General features: G+C 62.6%; 21 protein-coding genes and 3 pseudogenes. 7 read left to right on the forward strand and 17 right to left on the reverse strand.

Annotated features, from left to right (window positions below; genetic code table 11):
* The 5 genes from QN397_RS20485 to QN397_RS20505 form a co-directional block, all read left to right on the forward strand.
* Positions 1 to 170 (forward strand): transposase (locus QN397_RS20485; RefSeq protein ID WP_416352348.1); only part of this gene is annotated, 170 nt, incomplete at its 5' end.
* A gap of 518 nt (positions 171 to 688) precedes the next feature.
* Positions 689 to 1,651: a HAMP domain-containing sensor histidine kinase gene (locus QN397_RS20490; RefSeq protein WP_323501770.1), complete on the forward strand. Its 963-nt coding sequence runs from the start codon at positions 689 to 691 to the stop codon at positions 1,649 to 1,651.
* Between the two features lie 2 nt (positions 1,652 to 1,653).
* Positions 1,654 to 2,475 carry a response regulator gene (locus QN397_RS20495; protein WP_323494650.1) on the forward strand — a complete coding sequence of 274 codons (822 nt, stop codon included), beginning with the start codon at positions 1,654 to 1,656 and terminating at the stop codon, positions 2,473 to 2,475.
* Between the two features lie 33 nt (positions 2,476 to 2,508).
* Positions 2,509 to 3,261 (forward strand): Crp/Fnr family transcriptional regulator, encoded by a 753-nt coding sequence (locus tag QN397_RS20500; RefSeq protein WP_323501771.1) that lies wholly within the window; start codon positions 2,509 to 2,511, stop codon positions 3,259 to 3,261.
* A 10-nt stretch (positions 3,262 to 3,271) separates the two neighbouring features.
* Complete coding sequence (locus tag QN397_RS20505; protein WP_323501772.1) at positions 3,272 to 5,908, forward strand: HWE histidine kinase domain-containing protein; 2,637 nt, start codon at positions 3,272 to 3,274, stop codon at positions 5,906 to 5,908.
* Between the two features lie 204 nt (positions 5,909 to 6,112).
* Here QN397_RS20505 and QN397_RS20510 read toward each other — a convergent pair whose 3' ends face one another.
* Positions 6,113 to 6,889 carry a GNAT family N-acetyltransferase gene (locus QN397_RS20510; protein ID WP_323501773.1) on the reverse strand — a complete coding sequence of 259 codons (777 nt, stop codon included), beginning with the start codon at positions 6,887 to 6,889 and terminating at the stop codon, positions 6,113 to 6,115.
* A gap of 251 nt (positions 6,890 to 7,140) precedes the next feature.
* On the opposite strand from QN397_RS20510, the pseudogene QN397_RS20515 reads away from it, so the two are divergent.
* Positions 7,141 to 7,695 (forward strand): annotated as a pseudogene (locus tag QN397_RS20515) (IS3 family transposase); the annotation flags it as partial.
* A gap of 41 nt (positions 7,696 to 7,736) precedes the next feature.
* On the opposite strand, the gene QN397_RS20520 reads toward QN397_RS20515, so the two are convergent.
* On the reverse strand, positions 7,737 to 8,861 hold the full coding sequence (locus QN397_RS20520; RefSeq protein WP_323501774.1) for a HAMP domain-containing sensor histidine kinase: 1,125 nt from the start codon (positions 8,859 to 8,861) through the stop codon (positions 7,737 to 7,739).
* A gap of 380 nt (positions 8,862 to 9,241) precedes the next feature.
* Between QN397_RS20520 and QN397_RS20525 the strand changes: the two are divergent.
* A pseudogene (locus QN397_RS20525) lies at positions 9,242 to 9,444 on the forward strand (hypothetical protein); the annotation flags it as partial.
* Between the two features lie 243 nt (positions 9,445 to 9,687).
* Here the strand turns inward: QN397_RS20525 and QN397_RS20530 are convergent.
* From QN397_RS20530 to QN397_RS20600, 15 genes and pseudogenes are all read right to left on the reverse strand, one after another.
* Positions 9,688 to 9,879 (reverse strand): annotated as a pseudogene (locus QN397_RS20530) (IS3 family transposase); the annotation flags it as partial.
* Between the two features lie 12 nt (positions 9,880 to 9,891).
* Positions 9,892 to 10,068, reverse strand: a complete 177-nt coding sequence (locus tag QN397_RS20535) for a hypothetical protein (protein ID WP_416352347.1) — start codon at positions 10,066 to 10,068, stop codon at positions 9,892 to 9,894.
* Positions 10,069 to 10,094: 26 nt separating this feature from the next.
* A complete protein-coding gene (locus QN397_RS20540) occupies positions 10,095 to 10,796 on the reverse strand; it encodes an IS6 family transposase (protein WP_323501775.1) in 702 nt (233 codons plus the stop codon).
* Between the two features lie 218 nt (positions 10,797 to 11,014).
* Positions 11,015 to 11,212, reverse strand: coding sequence for a TetR/AcrR family transcriptional regulator (locus QN397_RS20545; RefSeq protein WP_323501776.1), 198 nt, complete (start codon positions 11,210 to 11,212; stop codon positions 11,015 to 11,017).
* Positions 11,213 to 11,377: 165 nt separating this feature from the next.
* The gene (gene tnpC, locus QN397_RS20550; protein WP_323501777.1) at positions 11,378 to 13,003 is read right to left on the reverse strand and encodes an IS66 family transposase; all 1,626 of its coding nucleotides are present in this window, start codon (positions 13,001 to 13,003) and stop codon (positions 11,378 to 11,380) included.
* Between the two features lie 79 nt (positions 13,004 to 13,082).
* Positions 13,083 to 13,421 carry an IS66 family insertion sequence element accessory protein TnpB gene (gene tnpB, locus QN397_RS20555; protein WP_323501778.1) on the reverse strand — a complete coding sequence of 113 codons (339 nt, stop codon included), beginning with the start codon at positions 13,419 to 13,421 and terminating at the stop codon, positions 13,083 to 13,085.
* A complete protein-coding gene (gene tnpA / locus QN397_RS20560; protein WP_323501779.1) occupies positions 13,418 to 13,816 on the reverse strand; it encodes an IS66-like element accessory protein TnpA in 399 nt (132 codons plus the stop codon). Before tnpA ends, tnpB begins: the two co-directional genes overlap by 4 nt.
* 415 nt (positions 13,817 to 14,231) lie before the next feature.
* Positions 14,232 to 15,461 carry a branched-chain amino acid ABC transporter substrate-binding protein gene (locus QN397_RS20565; protein ID WP_323501780.1) on the reverse strand — a complete coding sequence of 410 codons (1,230 nt, stop codon included), beginning with the start codon at positions 15,459 to 15,461 and terminating at the stop codon, positions 14,232 to 14,234.
* Between the two features lie 45 nt (positions 15,462 to 15,506).
* Positions 15,507 to 17,201, reverse strand: a complete 1,695-nt coding sequence (locus QN397_RS20570; protein WP_323501781.1) for an AMP-binding protein — start codon at positions 17,199 to 17,201, stop codon at positions 15,507 to 15,509.
* A gap of 472 nt (positions 17,202 to 17,673) precedes the next feature.
* Positions 17,674 to 19,284 carry an AMP-binding protein gene (locus tag QN397_RS20575; RefSeq protein WP_323501782.1) on the reverse strand — a complete coding sequence of 537 codons (1,611 nt, stop codon included), beginning with the start codon at positions 19,282 to 19,284 and terminating at the stop codon, positions 17,674 to 17,676.
* A gap of 3 nt (positions 19,285 to 19,287) precedes the next feature.
* Positions 19,288 to 20,487 (reverse strand): acyl-CoA dehydrogenase family protein, encoded by a 1,200-nt coding sequence (locus tag QN397_RS20580; RefSeq protein WP_323501783.1) that lies wholly within the window; start codon positions 20,485 to 20,487, stop codon positions 19,288 to 19,290.
* Between the two features lie 6 nt (positions 20,488 to 20,493).
* The gene (locus QN397_RS20585; RefSeq protein ID WP_323501784.1) at positions 20,494 to 21,624 is read right to left on the reverse strand and encodes an acyl-CoA dehydrogenase family protein; all 1,131 of its coding nucleotides are present in this window, start codon (positions 21,622 to 21,624) and stop codon (positions 20,494 to 20,496) included.
* 42 nt (positions 21,625 to 21,666) lie between these two features.
* Positions 21,667 to 22,371: an ABC transporter ATP-binding protein gene (locus QN397_RS20590; RefSeq protein ID WP_323499115.1), complete on the reverse strand. Its 705-nt coding sequence runs from the start codon at positions 22,369 to 22,371 to the stop codon at positions 21,667 to 21,669.
* The gene (locus QN397_RS20595; RefSeq protein ID WP_323499114.1) at positions 22,364 to 23,143 is read right to left on the reverse strand and encodes an ABC transporter ATP-binding protein; all 780 of its coding nucleotides are present in this window, start codon (positions 23,141 to 23,143) and stop codon (positions 22,364 to 22,366) included. Before QN397_RS20595 ends, QN397_RS20590 begins: the two co-directional genes overlap by 8 nt.
* Complete coding sequence (locus tag QN397_RS20600) at positions 23,140 to 25,095, reverse strand: ABC transporter permease (protein WP_323501785.1); 1,956 nt, start codon at positions 25,093 to 25,095, stop codon at positions 23,140 to 23,142. The genes QN397_RS20595 and QN397_RS20600 overlap by 4 nt, the downstream gene beginning before the upstream one ends.

Below are 25,095 nucleotides of genomic sequence, written 5' to 3' on the forward strand. Positions count from 1 at the left end.
ACACGAACGGGCTGCTCAGGCAGTACATGCCCAAGGGCATCGACATCTCGGGCTACTCACAGGCTCAGCTCAACGCGGTTGCGAGACAATTGAATGAGAGGCCGCGCAAAAACCTCGGCTTCCACACGCCCGCTGAGATGTTCAGCGAATGTGTTGCATCGACCGGTTGAATCCGCCGCCCATTGTTGCCGTTCATGTCGTTGATTCGGACGGCAGATAGTGGTCGTCCGCGGCGTGAGCGCGTCACTCTGATGCTGCGTATTACGAAACGCCCCATCCCGATCAACTAGCGCGGTTCTCAATCGATGCACTCACCCGTCAGCCGCTCGTGCACCCGCGTTCCCCACAGATACGCAGCATGCGCAACACCGCAATGTGCTCCGGGTGAAGCGCGAGCGCACTGCTTGCCCCGGACAACTGGAGGATACGGTGTGGGAAAACCTGCCGTCATAAGTTAACCGGCGCACAGACGGCTGACTCCACGGTGCTTACATTCGGTGACCTGAACCGCGCATCCGCTTTTGCCATGTACACAAACCTCATCACACCCATGGCGGCCCTCGGACGAATCGTAATGTTCGACGAGTAGCACGGCGATTGAAGCGTACGACCTGATCCATGAATCCGTTGCAGCGCGCCAGGTGGCAACTCGCCGTACTCAGGGTGGATCTCTCCGCACCAGCACGCCGTGGTCACCGAGCAGGTAAAGACATCTTGGACGGCGTCAGCATCACTTTTGCCCATCAGTGATCTACGTACACACAGCTCTGACGATCCGCGTCGCGGCGTCAACGGTACGATGAAGCTTGATTCACCCAAAGAAGGCCGCCATGCCGCAGCAAGGCCGATACAGCGCGACGCAGACCTGCCGACTCTGGACTCTGCGCTGATGGAATCCGAAGAGTTGGCTCCGGCGCATGTTGATGAGCCCTTGCGCGAAATGGCGCTGAAGCTCAGGACCGCCGAAGACGCGCTTGCACAGGCCCTGCGCACTCATTCAGAGTTTTTGTGGGCCATGGGCCATGCTCTGCGGTCGCCTCTGACTGCCATTCTCGGCTTCGCCGAACTCATCGACGCCGGGATGCCAGCGCCGACTTCGCGCCAGAAGAACGGCTTGGAACAGATCCTCAAAGCAGGCTGGGTTCTGCTGGCTTTGATCGACGAGATTCTTGATGCATCGCTGCTCGAGTCCGGCAAACTGCAGTTGCAGATGGAACGTCTCTCGCTTGAAGAGGTGCTGCGCGAATGCGAAGCGCTGGCTAGACCTTTGGCACGCCAAAACGATGTCGACATGGTGTTCGCATGGCCAGCGCCGACCCTCTTCGTCATGGCTGATCGCGCACGGCTGCGGCGGATTCTCATGACTCTCGTTGGCCATGCGCTGTCGCACAGCGGCGCCGCTGGCACCGTGCATGTGAGCTGTCACCAATGCGCAGATGGCCGTCTTCGTGTGAATTTTCGGGATACAAGCTGCGGCCGGTCGGTCGCGTGGTTGACCCACGCTGACCCAGCCAACCACATCAAACTGATCGTCAGCCAGCAACTGGCTGGGTATATGGGCGGCGCGATCGCGACTGAAACCATTGCCAGCCCGACCGGCAATGTCAACGCCTACTGGCTCGAATTGAACGCAGGAGGGCTCACCCCATGACAATGGACCAAAACATCCTCGCCGCCAGCATTCTCATCGTGGATGACCAGGCAGCCAATGTGGAGGTGTTGCGCCTCTTATTGGGCGACGCGGGCTACACAAAGGTCAGCACCACGCTTGATCCGGTGAAGGTCTGCTCTCTGCACCACCGACATTCCTACGACCTGATCCTGTTGGACCTCGAAATGCCCGGTCTCGACGGCTTTGGCGTGATGCAGGAGCTGAAGCGCAACGTGCCGGACAGCTACCTGCCGGTCATTGTGCTTACCGCCCAGCCTGGCCACAAGCTGCGCGCTTTGCAGGCCGGAGCCAAAGACTTCATCAGCAAGCCGTTCGACTTTTTGGAGGTCAAGACGCGCATTCACAACATGCTCGAAGTGCGACTTCTGTACCGTAAGCTGGAAGGCTACAACGCTGAGCTGGAGCTGGCTGTGCAGGAGCGGACAACAGAGCTGCGCGAGAGCGAAGCGCGCTATCGCAGCCTCACCGAGATGGCTTCGGACTGGTATTGGGAGCAGGACGAACGCGGGAACTTCAGGAGCGTCTCGGGGCCGGTGATGGAGATTCTGGGCCTGCGCGCTGAATCACAGGCTGATGCCAGGGGCGATGCTGCGCGATGGTCCGGCGGTTGGGACGAAAACGAGCGCACGGCGGTGCAAACCTGCGTCACCGCCCGCCTGCCCTTTGTAGACCTTGTCGTCCACCGTACCCAGGTCAGTGGCCAGCGCCAGCAGTTCCGCGTGAGCGGCCGGCCGATGTTCGACTCCAGGTGCCGCTTCGTCGGTTACCGCGGCACTGGCGTTGAATTCATGCCGAGCAGCTAGTAAGCGCTCCACCGCGCCTCGTTTATCCAATGCATGTCACTTGACCACACCCCCCGCCAGAATCTTCTGCTGGCGGCCCTGCCCGCCGAGGAGTTTCGCGCCATTGAAGCCAATCTCGAGCTCGTACCAATGCCGCCCGGTGAAATGGTTTTCGAGCCTGGCAAAGTCTTGCGCCATGCGTACTTTCCCACTACGGCGGTGGTCTCGCTGCATTACGTGGGCAGAAGCGGGGAGACGGCCGAAAGTGCTGGCGTGGGGCGCGAGGGGATAGTCGGTATTGCACTGTTTCTGGGTGGCAAATCCATGCCGAACTCGGCCGTAGTGCAAAACGGCGGCTACTGCTACCGGATGGCTCGCGAGCCGCTGGCGCAAGCTTTTGCAAGCGCTGGGGCGCTGCGCCCCGTACTGCTTCGCTACACCCAGGTGTTGATCGCGCAAATCGGCCAGACAGCGTTTTGCTACCGCTTCCATACCGTGGAGCAGCAGCTAAGCCGTTGGCTGCTGTCGACCGCCGACCGTGTGCCGCCAGGAGAGATGATGATGACGCAGGAACTGGTGGCGGGCCTGCTGGGCGTGCGCCGCGAAAGCATCAGCGAAGCTGCCAGCAAGTTGCAGGACGGCGGCTACATCCGCTACCGCCGTGGCAACATCTCCATTCTTGACCCGGCAGGGCTGGAAGCACGGGCCTGCGAGTGCTACGCCGTGGTGAGGGCGGAAATCCAGCGTCTACTACAGCGCGCACCGGCGGTCGCTGGCAATGCACACTTGCAAGGCCACCATGTCTGAAAGCAACGCCATGCCAATCGCCACAAGCGCCAACACCGGCGCCACCACCATCACAGCCTCCGACATCAACAACTGCGACCGCGAGCCCATTCACATTCCCGGCGCGATCCTGCCGCACGGCGTGCTGCTGGTGCTGGACAGGGACACGCTGGAAGTGCTTCAAGCCGCCGGCGACCTGCCCGGCCTGCTGGGCAAATCGCTGCACGATCTTCTGGGCAAAAGTGCCGACACTGTGTTGAACCCAGCGCAGACCGCTCGCTTGCGTCGCCTTAGCGCGGAGCAGGCGCTGACCACACCGCGTCACCTGCTGGACCCCGCGATGCGTGTGCACGCCGACATGCCGCTGGACGCCAGCCTGCATCGCCGCGGCGACACATTGGTGCTGGAGTTCGAGGCCGCCAACATCGGCGACCCCTTTGCCTCTGACCCGTTGGCCGCCGTGCAAGACATGGTCCAGGGCTTCGACGCCGCGCCTTCTTTGCGGGCACTGTGCCAACTGGCTGCCGAGCGCGTGCGTGAGGTGGCCGTCTATGACCGCGTTCTGGTTTATCAATTCATGCAAGACGGCTCGGGCTGGGTGATTGCTGAAAGCCGCGAGCCGCATTTGGAGCCTTTTCTCGATTTGCACTACCCGGCGGCCGACATCCCGCAGCAAGCTCGCGCGTTGTACCTGAAGAACTGGCTGCGGCTCATCACCCAGGTCAACTACGACCCTGCGCCGCTGACGCCGTCGCTCAATCCTCGCACCGGCCTGCCGCTCGACATGAGTCAAGCCATCCTGCGCGATGTGTCACCCATTCACCGCGAGTACCTGCGCAACATGGGCATCGACGCGTCGATGTCCATCTCCATCATTCACGGTGACAAGTTGTGGGGCCTGATCGCCTGCCACCATTACAGCCCGCGGCGGCTTCCGCGACACCTGCGAGCGGTGTGCGAACTGTTCGGCTCGATGTTTTCCTTGCAACTGGAAGTCCGTGAAAAGGCGCATCAATTCGAGCTGCGGCTGGCCAGCCGCACGGTACTGCAAAGCCTGATGCTCAACCTGGCTGGCGCTGACGACTACGCCGACGGCCTGACGCAGCAGTCTCCCAACCTGCTGGACTACATTTACAGCGGCAGTGGCATGGACTCCGGAAAGAAGGGCGGGGTCGCCGTCTGTGTGAAAGGTCAGCTTACCTATTTGGGCAGTACGCCCGGCGAGGCGCAGATAAGGCAGCTGGTGAGCTGGCTGGACGGGTACATGCCGCAGACCACCGGGATCTACGCCACCGACAGGCTGGGTGACGTCTGGGCGCCGGCAAAGGAATTCGCCGCCTCGGCCGCCGGCCTGCTCGTCATATCGGTGTCCGACAACCTCTCGGACTACATCATCTGGTTCCGCCCCGAGATCGTGGCACGCTTCAAATGGGCGGGTCCCCCAGGCAAGGAGCTAGTGCCAGGCCCGCATGGCGACCGGCTGACTCCGCGCAAGTCCTTCGAGGTCTGGCGCGAAACCATCGTTGGCCGCAGCATGCCCTGGACATCGGCCGACAACCAAGCGGCCTTTGATCTGCGACTGTCATTGCTGCACGTGGTGTTGCGCCGCATCAACGCCGCCGCGCTGGAGCGCAAGAAAGCGGCGGATCGTGACCGCCTGCTGATGGCCGAACTGGACCACCGCGTCAAGAACACGCTCGCCAACATCCAGGCACTGGTGGTGCAGACCAGCCGCAGCGCCGAAACGCTTACTGGTTTTGTTCAAGGCCTGGACGGACGCATCCAATCCATGGCCAAGGCGCATAGCCTGCTGTCGGAAGCCCGCTGGGAGGGTGTGTCGATCACCCGCCTTTTGCGCGAAGAACTCGAGCCTTTCGGTCAGCGCCAAAACGTCGTCACGATTGAAGGCAATGACTTGGTGTTGACGCCCAAGTCGGCGCTGTCGCTGTCGCTCGCAATCCACGAGCTGGTGACGAACGCCGCCAAATTCGGCGCCTTCTCCACACCTGGAGGCACCGTGGCCGTGCGTTGGACACTAGCCGATGACAACGGCATCAGCCTGTCGTGGACCGAAGCCGGTGGCCCGCGGGTGCGACCGCCGTCGCGGCGCGGTTTTGGCTCGACCCTCATCGAGCGTGCCCTGGCCATGGAAACAGGCGGCAGCGCCACGCTGCGATACGAGCCCGCCGGCATCGTCTGCGACGTGTTCCTGCCGCCTTCGTCGGTGCTCAGTCGCGACATCATCACGTCCGCATCAACGCTCGCGGTCCAGCCAGCGCCTCACGCTGGCAGCGGCGAGCGTCCCTATCGAATCCTGGTGGTGGAAGACTCGTTTCTCGTCGTCACGTTGCTTGAAGAGATTTTTGAAGGCCTTGGGTGGCTGTTTGTGGGCCCTGCCACGCGCGTCGTCGATGCGCTGGATCTGGCCAGGACGGGCGACTTCGATGCCGCTCTGCTGGACGTGAACCTCAACGGTGAAATGTCGTGGGAAGTGGCGCGTGTGCTGGCCGAGCGCGGTGTGCCGTTCGTCTTCAGCACGGGCTACAACATGAAGACCGTGCTGCCGGCGGATCTCTCGGGTACGGCCGTCATCAGCAAGCCATTCCGAATCAGTGACGTTGCAGACAAGATCAGGGAGACGATCGCCATACGCCGCGCCGGGAAATGATGCTGCCGTACGCCGAAATCAGCTGAATACGCTGCGCGCGGTCGATGCGATGCAAGACCAGTTCCACATACGCCTAGAACATCACCACCTGCTGGAAGCGACCCACGCGGAGTGTGGCGATCCATCTGGATTAGAAGTCACAAGACCGGTCGTTCGGGAAGGGCGCCTCATGGCCCGCATTCTGCCTTCCGGGGCCGGTGCGTTTTAGCCTCTCGACCAGAGCTGCTTTCGCATGGGCTGACCCTCGATGCCGAATGAAAGAACCGGGGGTCCTTCAGATGCGAATCCGTTGCGGAGGTAGAACGTTCGAGCCGTGCGGGTACTTTCTAGGCGCAGTGTCTCGACGCCCGCCCGAGCCGCGTGGTCTTCAATAGCTGCAAGCAGCGCCTTGCCCACCCCCCTGAACCGGACGGAGGGCGCGACGTAGCAGAGCGTGATCTCACCGGTCGCCGAGGCAGACCCGAACCCGACCGTTTTACCGTCAACTGTGGCGACCACCGAAAACGCGTTGGGTGCGCGGATAAGTCCATGCACGAAGTTCGGAGTTTTGTTGCACAACCATGCTTCGAGCACCTTGGCATCGCCGCGGTGATCGTCGTCGCAACATTCCAGGATTGAATTTCGAATGACATTGCAAGCATCAGCTGCATCGTCTTCGGCCGCGGGCTGGACTTGGACTTTCATCGGCACCTCGAATGTCGGCTGCTGGCGCGAAAGCTGACAAAAAACGCCCGGCCGGAACCGATTGTTGTCACACATCCGGCCGCCGGCCAAGGGAGACCAGCGGCGAGCCGACTCTACAAGGGTCGAGCGTTGGAAAACTTTTGTTCCTTGTTTGTGTGGACAACGCTGTGGACGATGCAATTTTGAATATGCGCATCGCCCGGCCCGCTTGCCTTTCCAGCCGATTGCACATTCTTTAAGCATCGTGTTTTTGTTGTTGCGCCGCAGGTTGACACGCGTAGCAAAGCGGCCCTGCAACGGATTGCAAATCCGTGTAGCCCACCGACTCATGATTCGGCAAGCTGGTCGGGCTCAGAAACAAGAGTCATACGTCTGGGCTCATGCAGGGTTCCTCATGGCGGCTGCGACGGCGCCGCATCCGGCCAAGGTCAGAGCGGTGAGACGGGTACGAAAGCAAGCTTCCACTTTGGCATTCAGGCTGAAGTTGTCTTTATCCATCCAGACCTCCTTCTTGACGATGCGTTTGGTGGTGCTACACGATTGTTTGGCCCAATGTGCTCAATCGCCAATTCAATGCAGCGCGGCCGAACGAGAAGTGGGTGACTGATGTGACCGAGCTCAACGTCCGAGGCGACAAGCTCTACCTGTCGCCGATCATGGACCTTTGCAACGGAGAAATCGTGGCCTACGAAATGCAAGCACGTCCTCTGTACTCTCTCGTCGGGAACATGCTCAGCACGGCGCTATGCAAGCTAAAGGGACGAGCCGCTGTGCCACTTCTGCACTCCGATCAACGATGGCACTATGAGATACCTGCCTATCGCAAGCAACTCAGCGACCGCGGTCTGACGCAGAGCATGTCTGGCAAAGGCAATTGCCTGGACAACGCCGCGATGGAGAGCTTCTTCGGAACGCTCAAGTCGGAGTTCTTCTATCTCAACAAGTTCGCTAACATTGATGGGCTGCGGGCGGGCCTACGCAGCTACGTCCACTACTACAACCATCAACGTCTGAAGCTCAAACTGAATGGCCTGAGCCCGGTTCAGTACCCGTATTCAGGCGTTGAGTTGCTAGCTTTCAACTATCCAACTTCTGGGGGTTAGTTCAATTCCGGGGCGATTCTCGACGGTCGATCGCAGAGCCCCTAAGCAAGGGAGTGTCGCGGCAAACTGATGGTGAAGACACAGCCGCTTCCCGGCACGTCGCGCACGCTCAAGGTTCCAAGATCCGCTTCAATGCTCTGCCGGACTATGGACAGACCCAGCCCCAACCCAGCATTTTCGTGACCGCTGTGCTTAAAGGGCACGAACATATTCTCGACACCCTTGGGCGGCAGTCCGCCGCAATGGTCTTCGACGTCGATCAGAACAAACTCTCCGAAGGCATGAGCATTCAAAGTCACGGCGGTATTTGCGCGGGTGAACTTGAAAGCGTTCTGCAGCAAGTTCGCCAATGCAGCGTGCAGAAGCTCTCGATTCGCACATATCGCCAACAACGGGTCTACGTCGCACACATCAAAAGTCCGACCTAGCGAATCGGCACTGAATCGTCCTGCAGTCGCAGAATCCGCGATGAACGAAGCCAACGAAAACGTTTGACGTTCATGCGGCTTTTCGCCTCGCACTTCGACGAGTGCACCTCCGATCAGAAGATTCAACGACGCGAGGCTGCGCGACAGAACCGCACCAGTAGCGCCCTTGACTGTCATATTGCCCACATCCAGCGCGCGAAACGCAAGGTTGGCTGTTCCCAGTGCATTGCGAAGCTCGTGAACCAAAAAGCCCAGCCTTTGTTTCTCGCCGGCAATCTGATGCACAGAAATCTGCGCGTCACGCTGAAAGCAAAATTCTGCGACTGCATCAGCGATGGCGTTATCCAAGCATCGATTCAGCGTGCGGAAGTGATCAACGGTAAAAGGCGCGTCCCGCTCAAAAGCCAGATCGGTGATTGCCTGACACACATCGCCATAGTCGTGGACCACCTGATCTACCGTGTAGCCCAGATTCAACAGTGCTTTGCCGTGTGCTGTAGCGCTGACACCAATTTCCGACAAGGCCAGAGAGTCCCCGCCGGACGACCCGGAGATTTTGACGCTTGCGTCGCCGTCGCTGTGTGTCTCGGCGATAAGTGTTCGGATCAGCTGATCCAGGAACATCGACACGCCTTGCACCAGATGCTTTTCGGACGCCGCGCGGTAAGGACGCTGTGCCACTTTGAGTTTGCACCGGGCAATTAACTCATCACGGTTGTTGGCAAGAAAACGATACATAGGAGACTTTCTTGCGCAACGGCAGCGTGATTCAACACGCTTTAGTTGCTCTTACTTAAGAGTTTTCAGCGCCCGCACTGAATGACAATGCAATGAGCGTGTTTTGGCGCTGCTGCTTGCATTGCTCATCGATCAAGTTTCTCAACGCAACATAGCCGATGTGTGCTGGCTTCAGGCCCGTGTGAATTGCGTTCCGCTCGCGCGAATTGGAAATCAGCCCCGCACTGTAGAAAAGTTTCCACCAAAGTTCAGTGCGATACCGCACATAAATGGCGAGCAACGTTTTGGCCAGACTGCTCGCGATCGAGCCAAGGTGGCGTCTGGCGCAGACGAGCCTGTCCTAAATCTTGTGTTCGACGCACAGCATGACTACAAGCAGCATGTATGCCGGTGAGCAAAGCGAAGCTGAAGAACGCGGCGATCGCCGCGAAGTGACGGCGCTGCCGTCGATTCCGAACGACTGATTGACCAGTTCGTTTCCGGTACCATAACTGCCGAGGCCGTCAACGAGACGACGGCCGCGTTCAAGAAGGCGCTCATCGAGCGCGCTCTGGGCGCGGAGATGTCGCACCACCTGGGCTACCAGAGTCGCGCGAGCAAGCGACGCAGCGGCTATCGAGCTATGGGCGGCGCAAGGAGCCACGACACGTGCTGCCCGCGTGCGCCGGGCGCTCCGGCTGCTGAAGGCTTTCCTTGGCTGCGCCGGTGGTGAAGTCGATATGGAGGGAAAGGCAGATCCGACCGCGGCCATTGCTAATAGGACGCGGGAGATCGCAGGCACGCCTCAGGCCAAGAATGATCCTGCCTCGTTTCCACGTACACCAAGTCACGCAGCCAGAAGGCTGCGTTCCCTCGTAACCGGTGCGAGGTATCCGATAGCCGTGTGCATGCGCACGCGGTTGTAGAAACCCTCGATCCAGTCCACGATGTCCAGCCGAGCCTGTGCCCGGATGTCATAGCGGACCTGGTAGATCCTCTCGACTTTCAGCGTCTTGAAGAAGCTCTCCATGGCCGCGTTGACGCTCCTATGTCAAGCGGGACGTGCGGAGTCGGCCAGGTCAGCCAGAATCAGCGGGTACAACTCGCGCACGATGTAGCGCTTGAGGCAGCGATGGATCTCCTTTTTCGATAGGCCCTCGGCGGTGCGTCTGGCGACGTATTTCAGGGTGCGCGCATCGCGGTTCTGTCGCAATAACAGCGCCTGCACGAGCAAATGTGCGGCGCGCGTGTCGCTCAGAAAGCCAGCGAGTAGAACTTCGCTGCTGCGGACGAGGCTTGGCCCTGCGAGCCGTCGAGCTGCCCCTTCTTGATCATGTGCATGGTCTCGATACCGGCGATGAGTGCTCGTGCGCAGCGAAAAGACTTGAAGCCGAGCATCGGCCGCACGATGCGTTTGACGGCCCGATGGTCTTGTTCGACGATGTTGTTGAGATACTTCGACTGGCGCATCTCGATGTCCGCACCGGAGTCGGCTCGAATGCTTTGGATGGCAGCCGTGTTGGCGCCGCTCTTGTCAATCGTGATCTTCTCGGGCACACCGTGCAGACCGATGGCTTGCTCAAAGAAGCTTCGTGCGGCTGCGTGGTTTCTGTTGGCACGAAGCAGGAAGTCGATGGTGTTGCCATCGCGATCGACAGCTCGGTACAGATACTTCCATTGGCCGGCGACCTTGATGTAAGTCTCATCCATCCGCCAGCTCGTGCCAACAGGGCGTTTGTGCCGTCGGAACACGGCGGCCAGCACGGGCAGGATTTTGATCGCCCAGCGGTGCACGGTGGCGTGATCAACGACGACTCCGCGTTCGGCCATGATCTCCTCAATGTGGCGCAAGCTCAGCGGGTAAGCCGCGTACCAGCGCACACAGGTCAGCATGATTTCCAGCGGATAGTGCGCCCGCTTGATTACCTTGCGCAACGCCTTGATCATCGCCTTCATCCAGTCGTCAGTTTCACCTCAGCTTACCTGCGCCGGCCTTACCGCGACAGAACCTGGAAGAAGGCCTCCATGTCGCGTTGGACACCGCTCAGCGCAGCCCGAATCTCTGCATCGTGCGGCGCAAGCTCAAGGGCCGCGCTCACGATCATGCATCCCTTGCGCTGCCTGTCGGCCAGCGACAGCTCGATGACCTCGTCGAAGAAGGCACCGATGGCCGCTCAAGGTGCCAGTTGCGATTCGAAGCGCCTGATCCGATCGCAAAATCCTCGTTCGACATAGCGCTCGAGCGCTTGCCGGTAGAGCGTGCGCTTGTCGCCGAACGTGTTGTACAGACTGGGGCCAGCGATGCCCATCGCGTCGGCCGGATCCCGCACCGAGTTGGCTTCATAACCCCGCGACCAGAAGCACTCGATCACGGCATCCGGCGCTGCACGCCTGCATACCGTTCGCGCTGCGCGCCCTGTCCAACCTGCCGATGCTGGCGCGGTCGTCTGCACGATAGCTATCTTCGCCAGTTGGCCGTGCGCCGTAAGCGGCTCGCCGTCCCACCTTGACGAAGGGACGCTGACCTGTCGGGCAGGTCAGCCTGCGGGCTGCCAGTTGTGCGGAAGCAGTTCGTCGATGCGACTGTTCAACTGCGTTGGCAGGCGCGTGAGAACGTCCTTGAGGTAAGCCCACGGATCGTGCCCGTTGAGCTTGGCCGATTGCACGAGGCTCATGACGACCGCTGCACGTTGGCCTGCAAGCTCGCTGCCGCAGAAGAGCCATGCTCGCCTGCCCATGGCCCAGGGGCGGATCAGATTCTCGCAGTGGTTGTTATCGATAGAGACATCGCCATCGAGCAGGTTGCGCGTGAGCGCCTCCCAGGCATTCAAACTGTAGTTCAAGGCCTTGGCCGTCGCACTGCCGTCAGGCACGCGGCTTCGCTCCAACCGCAGCCACGCATGCAGTTGCTCCCACAGCGGCCGCGTGCCGTTGAGCCTTCCAGCCAGCCGATCCTCGGCTGTCATCGAGGCCAACTCGCGCTCGAGCCTGTAAATCCTGGCGATGTGCTGCAAGGCCTCGGTCGCGACCGCGCTGTGGCCGCCGTCGCGCAACAGCTCATCGAACTTGCGTCGCGCGTGAGCCAGACATCCGGCCGCCATGCGATCGGGCACCGCGCTCATGACGCTGTCGTAGGCCTTGTATTCGTCGCGCACCAACGTGCCGCGCCAGCTTCGGCGCTCGCGCCCGTCATTTGCCGGGCCGAGGAACGCGATGGGGAACCGCGCGCCTCGCCCGACGCAGAAGTCGTAGATCACACCCGGCACCGCATCGAAGGCGCCACGGGCATAGGCCCAGACGTAGGCGCGTCTGGTCTTGCCCGCGCCCGGGTCGAGCATAGCTACCGGTGTCTCGTCGGCGTGCAGCACGCGCGCAGACAGCACGAAGCGTTTGTGCGCGTCGTACAGCGGCTCGAGCGCCGCGCCGGCTTGCCCGGACCAGCTTGCCAGCGTCGAGCGCGGCGTGTGCACGTTCGAGCGCGCGTTGATCGCCTCCTGCCGGTAATACGGCAGGTGATCGACGAAGCGGCTGATCAATGTGTACGCGAGCAGCCCGGCTGCAGGCATGCCGCCATTGATGATCTGCGGCAGAGCTGGTTCCTGCACCAGGCACTGGCAGCAGCGGCACGCCCACTTGCCGTAGATGTGGCGGTGCACGAAGAACTCTGCCGGAATGATGTCCAGCCGCTCGCTGGTGTCTTCGCCCACGCGCGTCATCGGCTTGCCGCACTCCGCGTTCGGGCAGTTCGTGCTCTCGGGTTCGTGGTGGTGCTCCACGCGACGCAGATCGTCGGGCAGGGGCCGACGACGTGGCGCGCGACTGGATGCGGCGCTGTCTTCGCGCGGCGTTGATGTCTCGCCCCTGGCTTGTTCCAGTTGCGCCTGCAGACTGGCCTCGTCCTCGGCCAGCGTCTCCTCGAAGAGCCGGCGCTGCTCGGCGTTCATCGCTTCGGTCTTCGCGCCGAACTTCCAGGCCTTCAGTCGCGCAAGCTGGAAGGTGATCTTCTCGATCTTGGCATCCTTGAACTTGATCTCGCTGTCGCGTCGCTCGAGCTCACGATCCAGCTGACGAATGCGCTGCAGCATCTGCTGCGCCAGCACGGCGACGGCCTCGGGCATCAGCCCTTGCAGGTCATCATCCTTGAGCTCGTGCAGGTCTTGCATGGGTGAATCATGCGGGTCCCGCAGACTCGCCACCATTGGGGGATGCGCTGTCAACGCACCGCCTTCGCGAGCTCGGCTTCTAGAGGCGCGTGATCGCGCCCATCTCGGGCAAGCGCTGCCAGGGCAGCCCAACCACCAGCGCGTCGAACTGCGCTTGCGTGAGCGCAATCGGCAGGGTCGCATCGATCTCGCGTGGCCACACGAAGCGCCCGACGTTCAACCGTCTCGCAGCGCACCACACGCCGAAGCCGTCATGCACGAGCATCTTGATGCGCGTGGCCCGCGCATTGGCGAACAGGTAGCCGTGGTGAGCGTTGGCGCTGCCCAGGGCGTGGACCACGTGCGCGAGCAGTCGCTCGGCGCCAGAGCGCATGTCCACTGGCTTCGTGCACAGCCACAGTGCGTCGATGCGGATCATCGCAACACCTCACGCAGCCACGCTGCGCAGTCGGCTGCTGCCGAGACCGGCCACGTCACGCTCATACCGAGCGCGCCGCGCTTGAACTCAAGACGGATCGCCTCGGCCACGACAGCAGCAACCTCCAGCGCAGGTGCCGGGGCCGAGGTCGGAGGTGGCGAGGGCAACGACAACGACAACGCGATGAACTGCGGCGCCGACTCGGCAACCGCCGTCGATGCGGCCGACGCAACTGGACCTGCCTCGCGTCCACGGCGCCATTTGTGCACGAGATTGGCGTTCAAGCCAAACGCGCGAGCTACCGCGGCGATCGACGCATCCGGTTGCGCGCACGCAGTCAGTACCTGTTGCTTGAGTTCGGTGCTATGGCGCCGTCGCAGTGTGTTGGAGTGCATAGGTGTCCACTAAAAATAGGTGGACACCATCGCTCTTCGCCTTTTTACAATCAAGGTGGGGAAACTGGACGCTTACCGTGCGCCCGTCCTCGCATGCGATCAAACACTCGGGCGCTGCATGCACTGAGAGGCGGGCTGAGCCGCTGACGGCTGCGGCGGTGCGATGAACGCCGGCTTAGAGACAAGGATTTTCGGCCTCTCCGTAGAACGTCCAGTCATCCATTGGCTGATAGTCCAGCCGATCGAAGGCGCAGTGCTTACCGAGCCAACAATCTCAAACGCTGCGACAGACTACCGCAAGAAGTTAGCCACAATCTAAAGGTCAGTCGTTCAAACTTGGGAGTGGGTCAGCTGCGGCTGCAGTGCGAACGCCAGCCGCCCGGCGCCAGGCCAGTTCCTGCAAGGCTTTACCGCATCAGGACGGCCGCTTCATCACGCAACTGGTCGGCGTGCTCGCCACGTAGGGCTCGAGTCGCTTGACGGGCGCGAAGGTGTAGCCGGTGTTCTCCACGCTGTAAGGATTAGTCTTGTCGACCTTCTGCCACTTGGAGATAAACATCGCCTGCTGCATCTGGTGGTCGGACTTGCGCATCGTCGCCTCGCCAGCGAAGCTCTTGATGGTCATGCCTTCCATCGCCGCAGCCACTTTCGCGGGGTCGGTCGATCGGGTCTTGGCCATGGCATCGCTCAGCAGCACGATGCCGTTGTACGACGTGTACATGTAGTAATCGTCGTTGTACTTCTTCTTGAAGCCGGCCGAGAGAGCACCGAGTTCACCGGTATGGTTGTTGTGGTTCGGCGAGACGATATAGACCTCGCTGTCGCCGCCCGCAGCCAGCGCGGTGGGCGTGCCCGACACGTTGGCATCGTTGGTGTACATGCCGATCTTGAGACCGGCATCGTTCATAGCCTTGACCAGCAGCGTAAGGTCGCTGCCCCAGTTGCTGGTGACGATGGTGTCGGCGCCAGACATCTTGATCTTCGCCACGTAAGGCGCGAAATCCTTCACCGTGCCGATCGGGATCAACTCCTCGCCGACGATCTGCACGTCGGGCCGCTGGCGCGCGATGCCTTCCTTAAAGAAGCGCACGGTTTGCTGGCCATGCGAGTAGTTCTGGTTGATGAGAAAGACCTTCTTGATCTTCGGCTGGTCCTTCATGAAGGCGGTGACCGCTTCCATGCGCACAGTCGTGTCGGCGTCTAGCCGGAAGTGCCAGTAATTGCACTTCTCGTTGGTGAGCGACGGGTCCTTGGCCGAATAGCTGAGGTACACGATCTCCTTGCCGGGGTTGCGCTCGTTGTGCTTGGCCACGGCCTCGCTAATAGCGAGTGCTGCGCCCGAGCCGTTGCCCTGCGTCACGTAGCGAAAGCCCTGGTCTATCGCTGCGCGCAGGGCGTTCACGCTTTCTTGCGGCGACCCCTTATTGTCGAAACCGACGACCTCGAACTTGACGCCGGCCGGGTTTTTGCCACCGCTCATTTGTTCGGCAACGTACTGCCAGCTCTTGAGCTGGTTGGCACCGACGTTGGCAAACGCGCCCGAGAGCGGGTCGATGAATGCAATGCGAACAGTCTCATCCTTCTGGGCATAAGCAGGACCTGCGAGCAGCGCAGCGAGCGCGAAAGTCGTAACTGTTTTCTTCATGCGGTTGTCTCCTTTTTTGATTGCCTGGGAGTGTGATGAGCACTATCAACGCGTAACGATCACTTCGGTGACTTGCCCGCCATTTCGGCCGCGGCTTCCGCATATAGCTCTTTCTTTGACAGCTTGGCAGCGGCGGTTTTTCGGCAGTTCGGCGCGCGGCCCTATCGCCTGCGGCATCTCGTGCTTGCCGAGGTAGTCCTCCAGAAAGCTGCGCAGTGCATCGAGCGTGAGCGGCTCGATGCCCGGCCTGAACTTGATGAAAGCCTTGGGTGATTCGCCACGGTAGGCGTCCGGCACGCCGATCACGCTCACTTCCTCGACCGACGGATGGCGGTAGATCGCTTCTTCGATGTTGCGTGGGTAGACATTGAAGCCGCTGCAGATGATCATGTCCTTGGTACGGTCGACCAGGTAGACAAAGCCGTCGTCCGACATGTAGCCCACATCGCCGGTCCGCATGAACCCGTCGGCGGTCATCACCTCGGCGGTGGCAACAGGATTGTTCCAGTAGCCTTTCATGACCTGCGGACCGCGGATGCAGATTTCGCCGCACTCGCCCAGCGGGAGATCGGTGAGCGTCGCGAGATCGATCACCTTGACCTCAGCACCCGGCACCGGCACGCCGCAGGTCCCGGGCGCAGGCGAGCCGGCGCCGGTCGTAAGGGTACCGACCCCACAGATCTCGGTCATGCCCCAGCCTTCGAGCAGTCGGCAGCGCGCCATGCGTACGAAATTACTGAAGACCTCGCCAGCGATTGGCGCGCCGCCGGAGTTGCACCACTTGAGCGACGACAGGTCGGTGCGCTCGATGTCGGGGTGGCCGATGAAGCCGACGTACATCGTCGGCACGCCAAGGAAGACGGTGATTTTGCTTTCTTCGATTTCCCGCAACGCCGCCGCCAGGTCGAAGCGCTGGTGCACCACGAGCTCGGCGCCGATGGCAAAGCCGAAGATCATGTTCAACACCATCGAGTAGACGTGGAACATCGGCAGCACCACCAGGAATCGCTCGGCCCCGCGCCGCAGCGTTCCGGGGCCGATCAACATCTCTTCGATTTGCGACACTGCCATGCTGAGGTTCGAGTGCGTAAGCATCGCGCCCTTGGGGTGGCCGGTGGTGCCGCCCGTGTATTGCAGCACCGCAATGGCCGACAGGTCGGTGGCGGCAGGCAGAAATGGCGTGTCGCGCTGCGCGGACACATCGGAGAAACGCACGCGCCGGTGGTCCCAGGAAATGCCGCGGTCAGCCAATTTCGCGCCGACCTCGAATTCGCCCGCCGAACCGATGATCAGAGTCTTCAGTCGCATGCTGTCGAGGTAGCCGTTTATCTTTGAGAAGAGCTCGGGCGTATCGAGCGTGACGATCACATCGGTGCGGCTGTCGTCGATCTTGTGTGCCAGCACCGCGGCCGCGTCGAGCGGCGAGTAGTTCACCACCACCGCGCCCGCCTTGAGGATGGCGAAGAAGGCTATGAAGTAATGCGGCGTATTGGGCAGATAGAGCCCGACATGCGTGCATTGGTGCACGCCGATGCGGCGCAGGCCCTGCGCCATGCGGTCTGTCAGCGCGTCAAGCTCTGCATAGCTGAAGGTGCGGCCCTCGAAGCGCAGCGCGGCCTGGTCCGGCCACCGTGCGGCAGTATTGGTGAGCAGTTGCGGCACAGGCATCGCATGCAGCGGCGCGCTCCAGGTGGCACCGGGTGCGTAGACATGGGTCCAGGGATGGTCGCTGTTGAGCATCAAATTTCTCTTGGTCTCTGCACTAGGGTGGCTTGGGCAACGCGGAGTGGAGCATTAGCCATCGCGCGGCGCAGTCAACCATGCGACTCGCAGCCGCCGGCCGTAAGCGATCGACGCATTGCCCAACCAGTCAGCGCGCCCGATACCTCTTCGTTCACGTACTCTGATGACAGGCTACTTTCTCTAGGGGAACCACGATCTTCGCGACCAAGCGGCACGCGTGCATCTGGCCCGGCGCAACGATGCCCGCGCGATCGCGTCATTTGTGCGTTGACTGCAGAGACATCCGGATCAGCCAAGAAAGCAAAAAACGCCATCGGACACTTGCGCCTGCGGCTAGAACTTTTTTTGACCGTCACTGCAGCATCCGTCCCAGGGTTATTCAGCGGGCATCCTTCAACACCTGTGCCAGTGCAGATGGGAGCTGCGGTCCCCCGATTTTCTCAGGTCGAGTCTGCTGTCCGTGATCGGCTTAAGCTCCCTTCAACAGCCTCCGCAGCACCTTTCCAGTACCGGTCGCAGGCAGCGAATCGCGAAGCTCCAACTGCCGGGGCACCTTGTAGTGCGACATATTCGCGCGTGCCCACACAAGCAAAGTGGCGCAGTCAAACGGCTTGGCCGCGTCGCGGCTCGGCACGACGAATGCCTTGACCACCTCGCCCTTGTCCGCGTCCGGTACGCCGATGACCGCAACTTGTCCAACATCAGGGTGCAGGATCAGGATCGACTCGACCTCCTCCGGAAACACGCTGAAGCCGGAGACCTTGATCATTTCCTTGATGCGCCCAATGAAGGTCAGGTAGCCCGCGTCGTCGATCTTGCCGATGTCGCCGGTGTGCACCCAGCCGTCGCGCAGCACCTCCGCGGTGGCCTCGGGCTTGTTCCAGTAGCCATGGAAAACGCCGCGGCTGCGAACCACAATTTCGCCGGTCTGGCCGTTCGGCACCGCTTGCCCGTCGAGGTCGATGATCTTCAGGTCCACGCCCCTGCCCGGCACTCCGTTGGTGCCCCAGCGCACGCCGTCGCGCGGCATCAGCACGTCGTTTGTGTGCGTCTCCGAGAGGCCGTAGCCCGCTTCGTAGACCAGGCAACCGTTGGCGAACTCGCTCCAATTGGCCGCCAGCTCTTCCGTCAGCTTGATGCCAAAACTCGTGCCCATCGTGGTCTGGAGCGACGACAGGTCGAACCGCTTCGCGTCGGGCTCGCTCATGGCGGCCACGAGCATCGGCGCCATCGCGTACCACCAGGTGACCTTGTGGCGGTCGATCGCCTGCAGCACCGCGAGCGCGTCCATGCGGTTGAGCAGCACCACGGTGGCGCCGGTGTAGGCGAGCATGGTGACGCCGCAGATCATGCCGGCGATGTGATAGATCGGCGCCACGGCGAGCATCACTTCCTCGTTGCGGATGCAGAACATCTCTTCGCCGACAGCCGTCTTGTACAGCGCGTTCCGGTAACTCAGCATCGCGCCCTTGGGCATGCCGGTGGTGCCGGACGTGTACGTCATGAGTGCGACGTCGTCCATCGAGAGGTCGATCTTCGGCGCGGGCGCATCGGGCGCGGTAATGGTGGCGTGGAAATCGATCGTGCCTTCGGGCAGGGGTTGGCGCGCGGCGACGTCGTCGGGCACGCGGATCGTCGGCTCCGGCGGCAGCAGGTCGGCGTAGCGCACGCTGAAGACGTGCGGCACATCGACGCGGTCCCGCACCGATTGGACGATGGGCACCAAGTGATCGGCCACCACCAGCGCCTTGGCGCCGAGGTCGCCCACCTGGTAGGCAAATTCGTGCGCCTTGAACATCGGACTGCAGGGGCTCACGATCGCGCCGAGCTTCTGGATGCCGAAGTGCGCCACGTGGTACTGCGGACAGTTCTGCATGAAGAGCGCGACGCGGTCGCCCTTGCGTACGCCGCGCGCATGGAGATCGTGCGCGAAGGCGTCGCTGAAGCGGTCGAGCTCGCCGTAGCTGATCTCGCGGCCGTACCAGACGATGGCGGCCTTGTCGGGATGGCGCCGCGCGTGCTCGCGCAGGTATTCGTGGAGTGGCTTTTCGCCCTGGAGGTAGTCGACGTCGTCGGTCATGTCTTAGAGGCCGAGCGCATGCTTGGCCATGATGTTTTTCTGAACCTCGGTGCTGCCGCCGTAGATGGTCATCGCGCGGCAGAAAAGATAGGTCGCCACCGGCCCGAGCGCATGCGCCGGGCCGAGGACGTCGGCCCGGCCCTGGTCGAACAGCGGACCCGGCTGGTAGCGCTGCGCATCGGCACCGCTCGCCTGCACCAGCAGCTCGGTGATGCGCTGCGCAATCTCGGTGCCGCGGATCTTGATGAACGACGACTTGCCGGCGCCAACGGTGGCGCCGGCATGCATGTCGGACAGCGTGCGCAGCAGGCCGATCTCCAGCGTCTTGAACTGGATCTCGACCGCGCTCATCGCCGCCGCGAAGGCCGGGTCTTCGATGAGCGGTCGGCCATGGCTCATGACCTCGCTCGCCACACTGCGCAGCTTCTGCAGTTCCTGCGTGATGAAGCGCAGATTGGCGTTCTCCACGCGCTCGTGCTCCAGGAGGAACTTGGCGTAGGTCCAGCCTCGGCCTTCTTCGCCGATCAGGTTCGCACGCGGCACCTTCACATTGTTGAAGAAGACCGCGTTAAGGTAGTGCCGCCCGTCCATCATGCGGATCGGCTGCACCTCGACGCCCGGGGTCTTCATGTCGATGAGCAGGAATGAAATGCCCTCTTGCTTCCGGCCTTCGCGGCTGGTCCGCACGAGGCCGAACATCCAGTCGGCATGGTGCGCGAAGGAGGTCCAGATCTTCTGGCCGTTGACCAGGTAATGGTCGCCGGCGTTCTCCGCTTGTGTCTGCAACGCCGCCAGGTCGGACCCGGCGCCGGGCTCCGAATAGCCCTGGCACCACCAGATCGACGAATCGCGGATCGCCGGCAAATGCTGCGCCTGCTGCTCGGGCGTGCCGAAGGTGTAGAGGACCGGCCCGACCATCGCAGGCCCGAAGACCTGCAGCTCCGGGCAGCGCATCTCGCCAGCGACGCGGTTGAAGATGATGGTCTGCATCGCCGACCACTCCTGACCGCCAAACTTCCGGGGCCAGGCGCCGGTGAACCAGCCCCGCTTGCCGAGGATCTGCTGCCAGCGCATGAAGTCTTCGCGGCCCAGGTGCCTGTCCAGGCGCACCTTCTCGCGGATGTCGTCCGGCAGGTTGGCGGCGATGAAGGCGCGCACCTCGCCTTCGAAGCGCTGCTCTTCAGGGGAAAGGGTGAGTTCCATGGGGGCTCAAGCCTCGGCGTAGCGGCGCAGGTGCCAGTCGCGGTCGCCGAAGCTCACCCCGATCATCGACAGGCGCTTGAAGTAATGACCGACCGCGAGCTCCTCGGTGACGCCCATCGCGCCGTGCAGCTGCACGGCTTCCTGCCCGACGAGGCACGCCGTGCGATCGATCTCGATCTTGGTTGCGGAGAGCGCCTTGCGGCGTGCGGCTGCGTCGGGCTCGGCCAGCATCAGCGCGCCGTAGAGCGCCATCGAGCGCGCTTCGTCGAGCGCGATGTACATGTCGACCATGCGGTGCTGCAACGCCTGGTTGGTGCCGATGGGCCGGCCGAACTGCTGGCGCGTCTTGAGGTATTCCAGCGTCATGTCGACCAGCGTCGCCATCGCGCCGACGGCTTCCGACGCGACGGCCGCGATCGCCTGGTCGATCACCCGTTCGAGCGGCGCGAGCGCCTGGCCTTCGGCGCCCAGGAGGCGTTGTGCGTCCACCTTGACGCCGCTGAACGTCACGTCGGCGGCGCGTTGGCCGTCGTGCAGCGCATAAGGCGTCACGCTCACGCCGGGCGTCGCGGCATCGACGACGAATGCGGAGAGACCGTCGCGGTCATCGACGCTGCCGGCGGTGCGCGCGATCACCACGAAGGTGTCGGCCGTGCTGCCGCCGTAGACCAGCGACTTGCGCCCGTCGATGACCCAGCGCATGCCTTCGCGACGCGCAGTTGTCGCGCAGGTGCTGATCTCGTAGCGTGCGCCGGGCTCGCTGTGGGCCAATGCGAGCTTGCGCTGTCCAAGCATCATCGGCTGCAGCCATTCGGCTTTCTGGCCGGCGTTGCCCAGCGCGCTCAGCACGCCACCGGCCAGCACCACGTTGGCAAGATAAGGCTCCAGCAAGAGACCGCGGCCGACGCCTTCCATCACGATGCCGGTGTCGGTTGCGTCGCCGCCGATGCCTCCTTCCGCTTCGCTGAACGGAATCGCGAGCCAGCCGAAGTCGGCATATTGCCGCCAGCAGCTTTCGTCATGGCCGGCATCGCTGGTCACCAGCTTGCGGCGGCGGCTGAAGTCGTATTCCTCGCGCACGAAGCGCTCCACGCTTTCGCGCAACTGGTTCTGTTCGGGGGTGTATTGCAAATCCATGGCGAGGGGCCTGAAACTGAATTGAAAGAATGAGAAAACGTGTCAGAGCGCGAGGTAGCGCTGCTGGACATGGGGGTTGCGGTCGAAGGCGTCCCAGTCGCCTTCGAAGACGATGCGGCCGGTGTCGATCACATAGACGTAGTGTGTGCAGCGGCGGGCGAACCAGATGTTCTGCTCGCACAGCAGCAGCGCGACGTTCTTGTCGGAGCAGGTGCGCACCACGTCGTGCGCCATCTCTTCCACGATGATCGGCGCGAGCCCCTCGGTCGGTTCGTCGAGCAGCAAGAGCGACGGATTGGCCGCCATCGCGCGGGCAACCGCGAGCAACTGTTGCTGACCGCCGCTGAGCTGGCCACCGTAGCGCTCCTGCAGCGGCGCGAGCATCGGGAACCGTGCAACGATGTCTGCGACCGGCACTGCGGGCCGATCGGCCGCGGCACCGTAGCGCGCCATCGCGATGTTCTCCGCCACCGTGATATGGCTAAAGATGCGCCGGTCTTCCGGCACCAGCGAAAGACCCAGGCGCGTGCGTTTGTGCGTCGGCAGGTCGCGCAGGTCCTGGCCGTTGAAGCGCACGATCCCGTGGACCCGAGGGCCTGCGTTCATCACGCTTTTCAGCAAGGTGGACTTGCCGGCGCCGTTGCGCCCCAGCAGCGCGACGCGTTGCCCGGTCTTCACCGAGAGCTGCAGGCCGAGCAGGATGTGGCTGTCGCCGTAATAGGCGTCGACTTCGCGGACTTCAAGCACCGACCATCTCCTTGCCGAGGTAAACCTCGCGCACCTTCGGATCGTTGCGCACTTCGTCGACAGTGCCCGTCGACACGACCTCGCCATAGTTCATGACCATGATGCGATCGGCCAAGCCGAACACCACGTCCATGTCGTGTTCGGTCATGACGACCGTGATGCCGCGCTCCTTGCGGGTACGCGACACGAGCTTCGCAATGTCCGAGCGGTCGCTTGGCGACATGCCTGCGGTCGGCTCGTCGAGCATCAGGATGCTTGGACGGCCGGCCAGCGCGATGACGAATTCGAGCCGCTTCTTGTCGCCGTGCGACAGGAAGCGCGCGGCGCCGTCTGCCAGCGCATCGAGCTTCACGTCTGCGAGCAGCGACATCGCCTCGTCGCGGATGTCGGCCGACGGGGCGCAGTTCCGCCACGACCCCACCGCCTCACCGGTGTGACGGCGGCGTGCTTCCACGGCGACGATCACGTTGTCCAGTACGGTGAAGTCGCGGAACACGCGCGCCACCTGAAAGGTGCGGCCGAAGCCCTGGCGCACGCGCTCGTAGGCTGGCATGCGGGTCACGTCCCTGCCGTCGAAATGGATGCTGCCGCCGTTCGAGGCGACCTCGCCGGTCATGACCTTGAACATGGTCGTCTTGCCGGCGCCGTTGGGCCCGATGATCGCGAAGACCTCGCCGCGTGCAACCGACATGTTCACGCCGTGTAGCACCTGGATCGCGCCGTAGCTTTTCTTGACCGCGTCGACGCGCAGCAGGTCGGTGGTGGCGTTCATCGGGCCCCCCCGATCCCGAGTCCGCCTAACGGCGACGCGCTCTGTTTCGCGCCGGGTGGCAGGGGACGTCGACCCCAGATGCGCTCCTCGATGTGGCGCCAGACCCCGACCGCCCCGTTCGGCGCAAGCAGGATGATCGCCAGCAAGCCGGTGCCGACGATCAGTTCCGAGAGGCCCATCATGGTCCGCGTGGCGTAGGTGATCGCGGCGAACAGGCCGGCACCGACCACCGGCCCCCAGAATGAACTTACGCCGCCCAGAAGGGTGTTGAGCATCGGCTGTGCGGAGGCGAGCCAGTTGACCTCTTCCACCGTCACGATGCGCGACCACGGTGCATACATCGCGCCGGCGACCGCCGCCACCGCGCCCGAGATGACGAAGGCGGCCAAACGGTAGCGCGCGACGTTGGTGCCCATGAACGCGGCACGCTCCGAGTCCTGCCGGATCGTCTGCAAGGTGCGCCCGAAGCGACTGTGCAGCAGCCACCACAGGAAGCCGGTGATCAGCACCGTCGTCACGAGCAGGAACCAGTAGTACGCGTTGGAGCTCGTGAGGTCGATGCGAAACAGACCGAAGTCGAGCGCGGGCCGCGGAATGTCGGTGATGCCGTCTTCGCGCCCGAGGAAGGTCGAGAAACCGATCACGAGCCGCAACGCTTCGGCCAGCGCCACCGTGAGCACCGCGAGGAACACGCCCGTCATGCGGCGCAGCGCCAGCGCGCCTATGCCCCAGGCCGCCAGCGCACCGAAGAGCGCGGCACAGGCCAGCACACCGAGAAACGGCACGCCGGCAATGTGGCGCAACGCCAGCGCGGTGAGATAGGCGCCGATCGCGAAGAAGCCGGCATGGCCGAACGACACCAGGCCCGTATAGCCGAAGAGGATGTTCCAGGACAGGGCGAACACGATCTGGATCAACACCGTGCCGACGACGTAGAGCGGACCCGCGTTGACCCACAGCGGCAGCGAGGCGAGCAGCACGACCGTGGCCGTGCCCAGCAACTGCCAGGCCTGGCGTGAAATGCGCGGGCGATGCAGACCGCCCGAGCCATGGCCTTCCCCGCCCGATTCGGCTTGCACCCCGACCGCCGGGAAGAGCCCGTTCGGCTTCCAGAGCAGGAAGCCCGCGAGCACCACGTAGATCGCGAGGCCCGGCACCGCCGGCAAGAGCACCGTGTTCAGGCTCTGCACGAGCCCGAGCACCAGCGATCCGATGAAGGCACCGCGGATGTTGCCGAGGCCGCCGATGATGACGGCGAAGAAGGCGTACATCAGATAGGAATCGCCCAGCCCGGTAGAAAGGCTCTGGTTGGGCAGCAGCATGCCGCCTGCGAGGCCGGCCAGGAAGAAGCTCGCCATCACGCTCAACGCAATGCCGAACGACACGTTAAGCCCCAGGACGCCGGACATCCACGGGTCGGCGGCAAGTGCCTGCATCAGCTTGCCGAACCACAGGCGATGGATCGCCACCTCGAGGACGAGGTAAACCACGAGGCCGGCGCCGATCACGAAGAGCTGGTAGGCCGAGAAGAAGAGACCGAAAGGGTTGAGTGGCTGGTCGAGGCCGGGCGGCGGATTCACCGAGAAGAAGTCGACGCCCCAGATCAGCTTGGTCACGCCGGTGCACACCATCATCAGCGCGAAGGTCGCGATGAGCACATAGTGCGGATCGACGTTGCGCAGGCGCTTCAACACCAGCCGGTCGGTCACGAGCCCGAGCAGCGCGACCACCACGCCGCCCACCAGCGACGCGAAAAGAAACATGCCCAGCGACTGCACGTCGCGTCCCATCACCGAGTACGCCGTGTAGGCGCCGATCATGAAGAAGCCCCCCTGCGCCATGTTGAGCAGGCGCATGAGCCCGAAGATCAGCGTCAGGCCGGCGGCGACCACGAAGATCGCCATGCCGAATGCAGCGGCGTTGAACACCGCGAACATCAATTCATTGACCAC

The organism is Variovorax sp. RTB1 (assembly GCF_035018765.1).
Taxonomy (GTDB): domain Bacteria; phylum Pseudomonadota; class Gammaproteobacteria; order Burkholderiales; family Burkholderiaceae_C; genus Variovorax.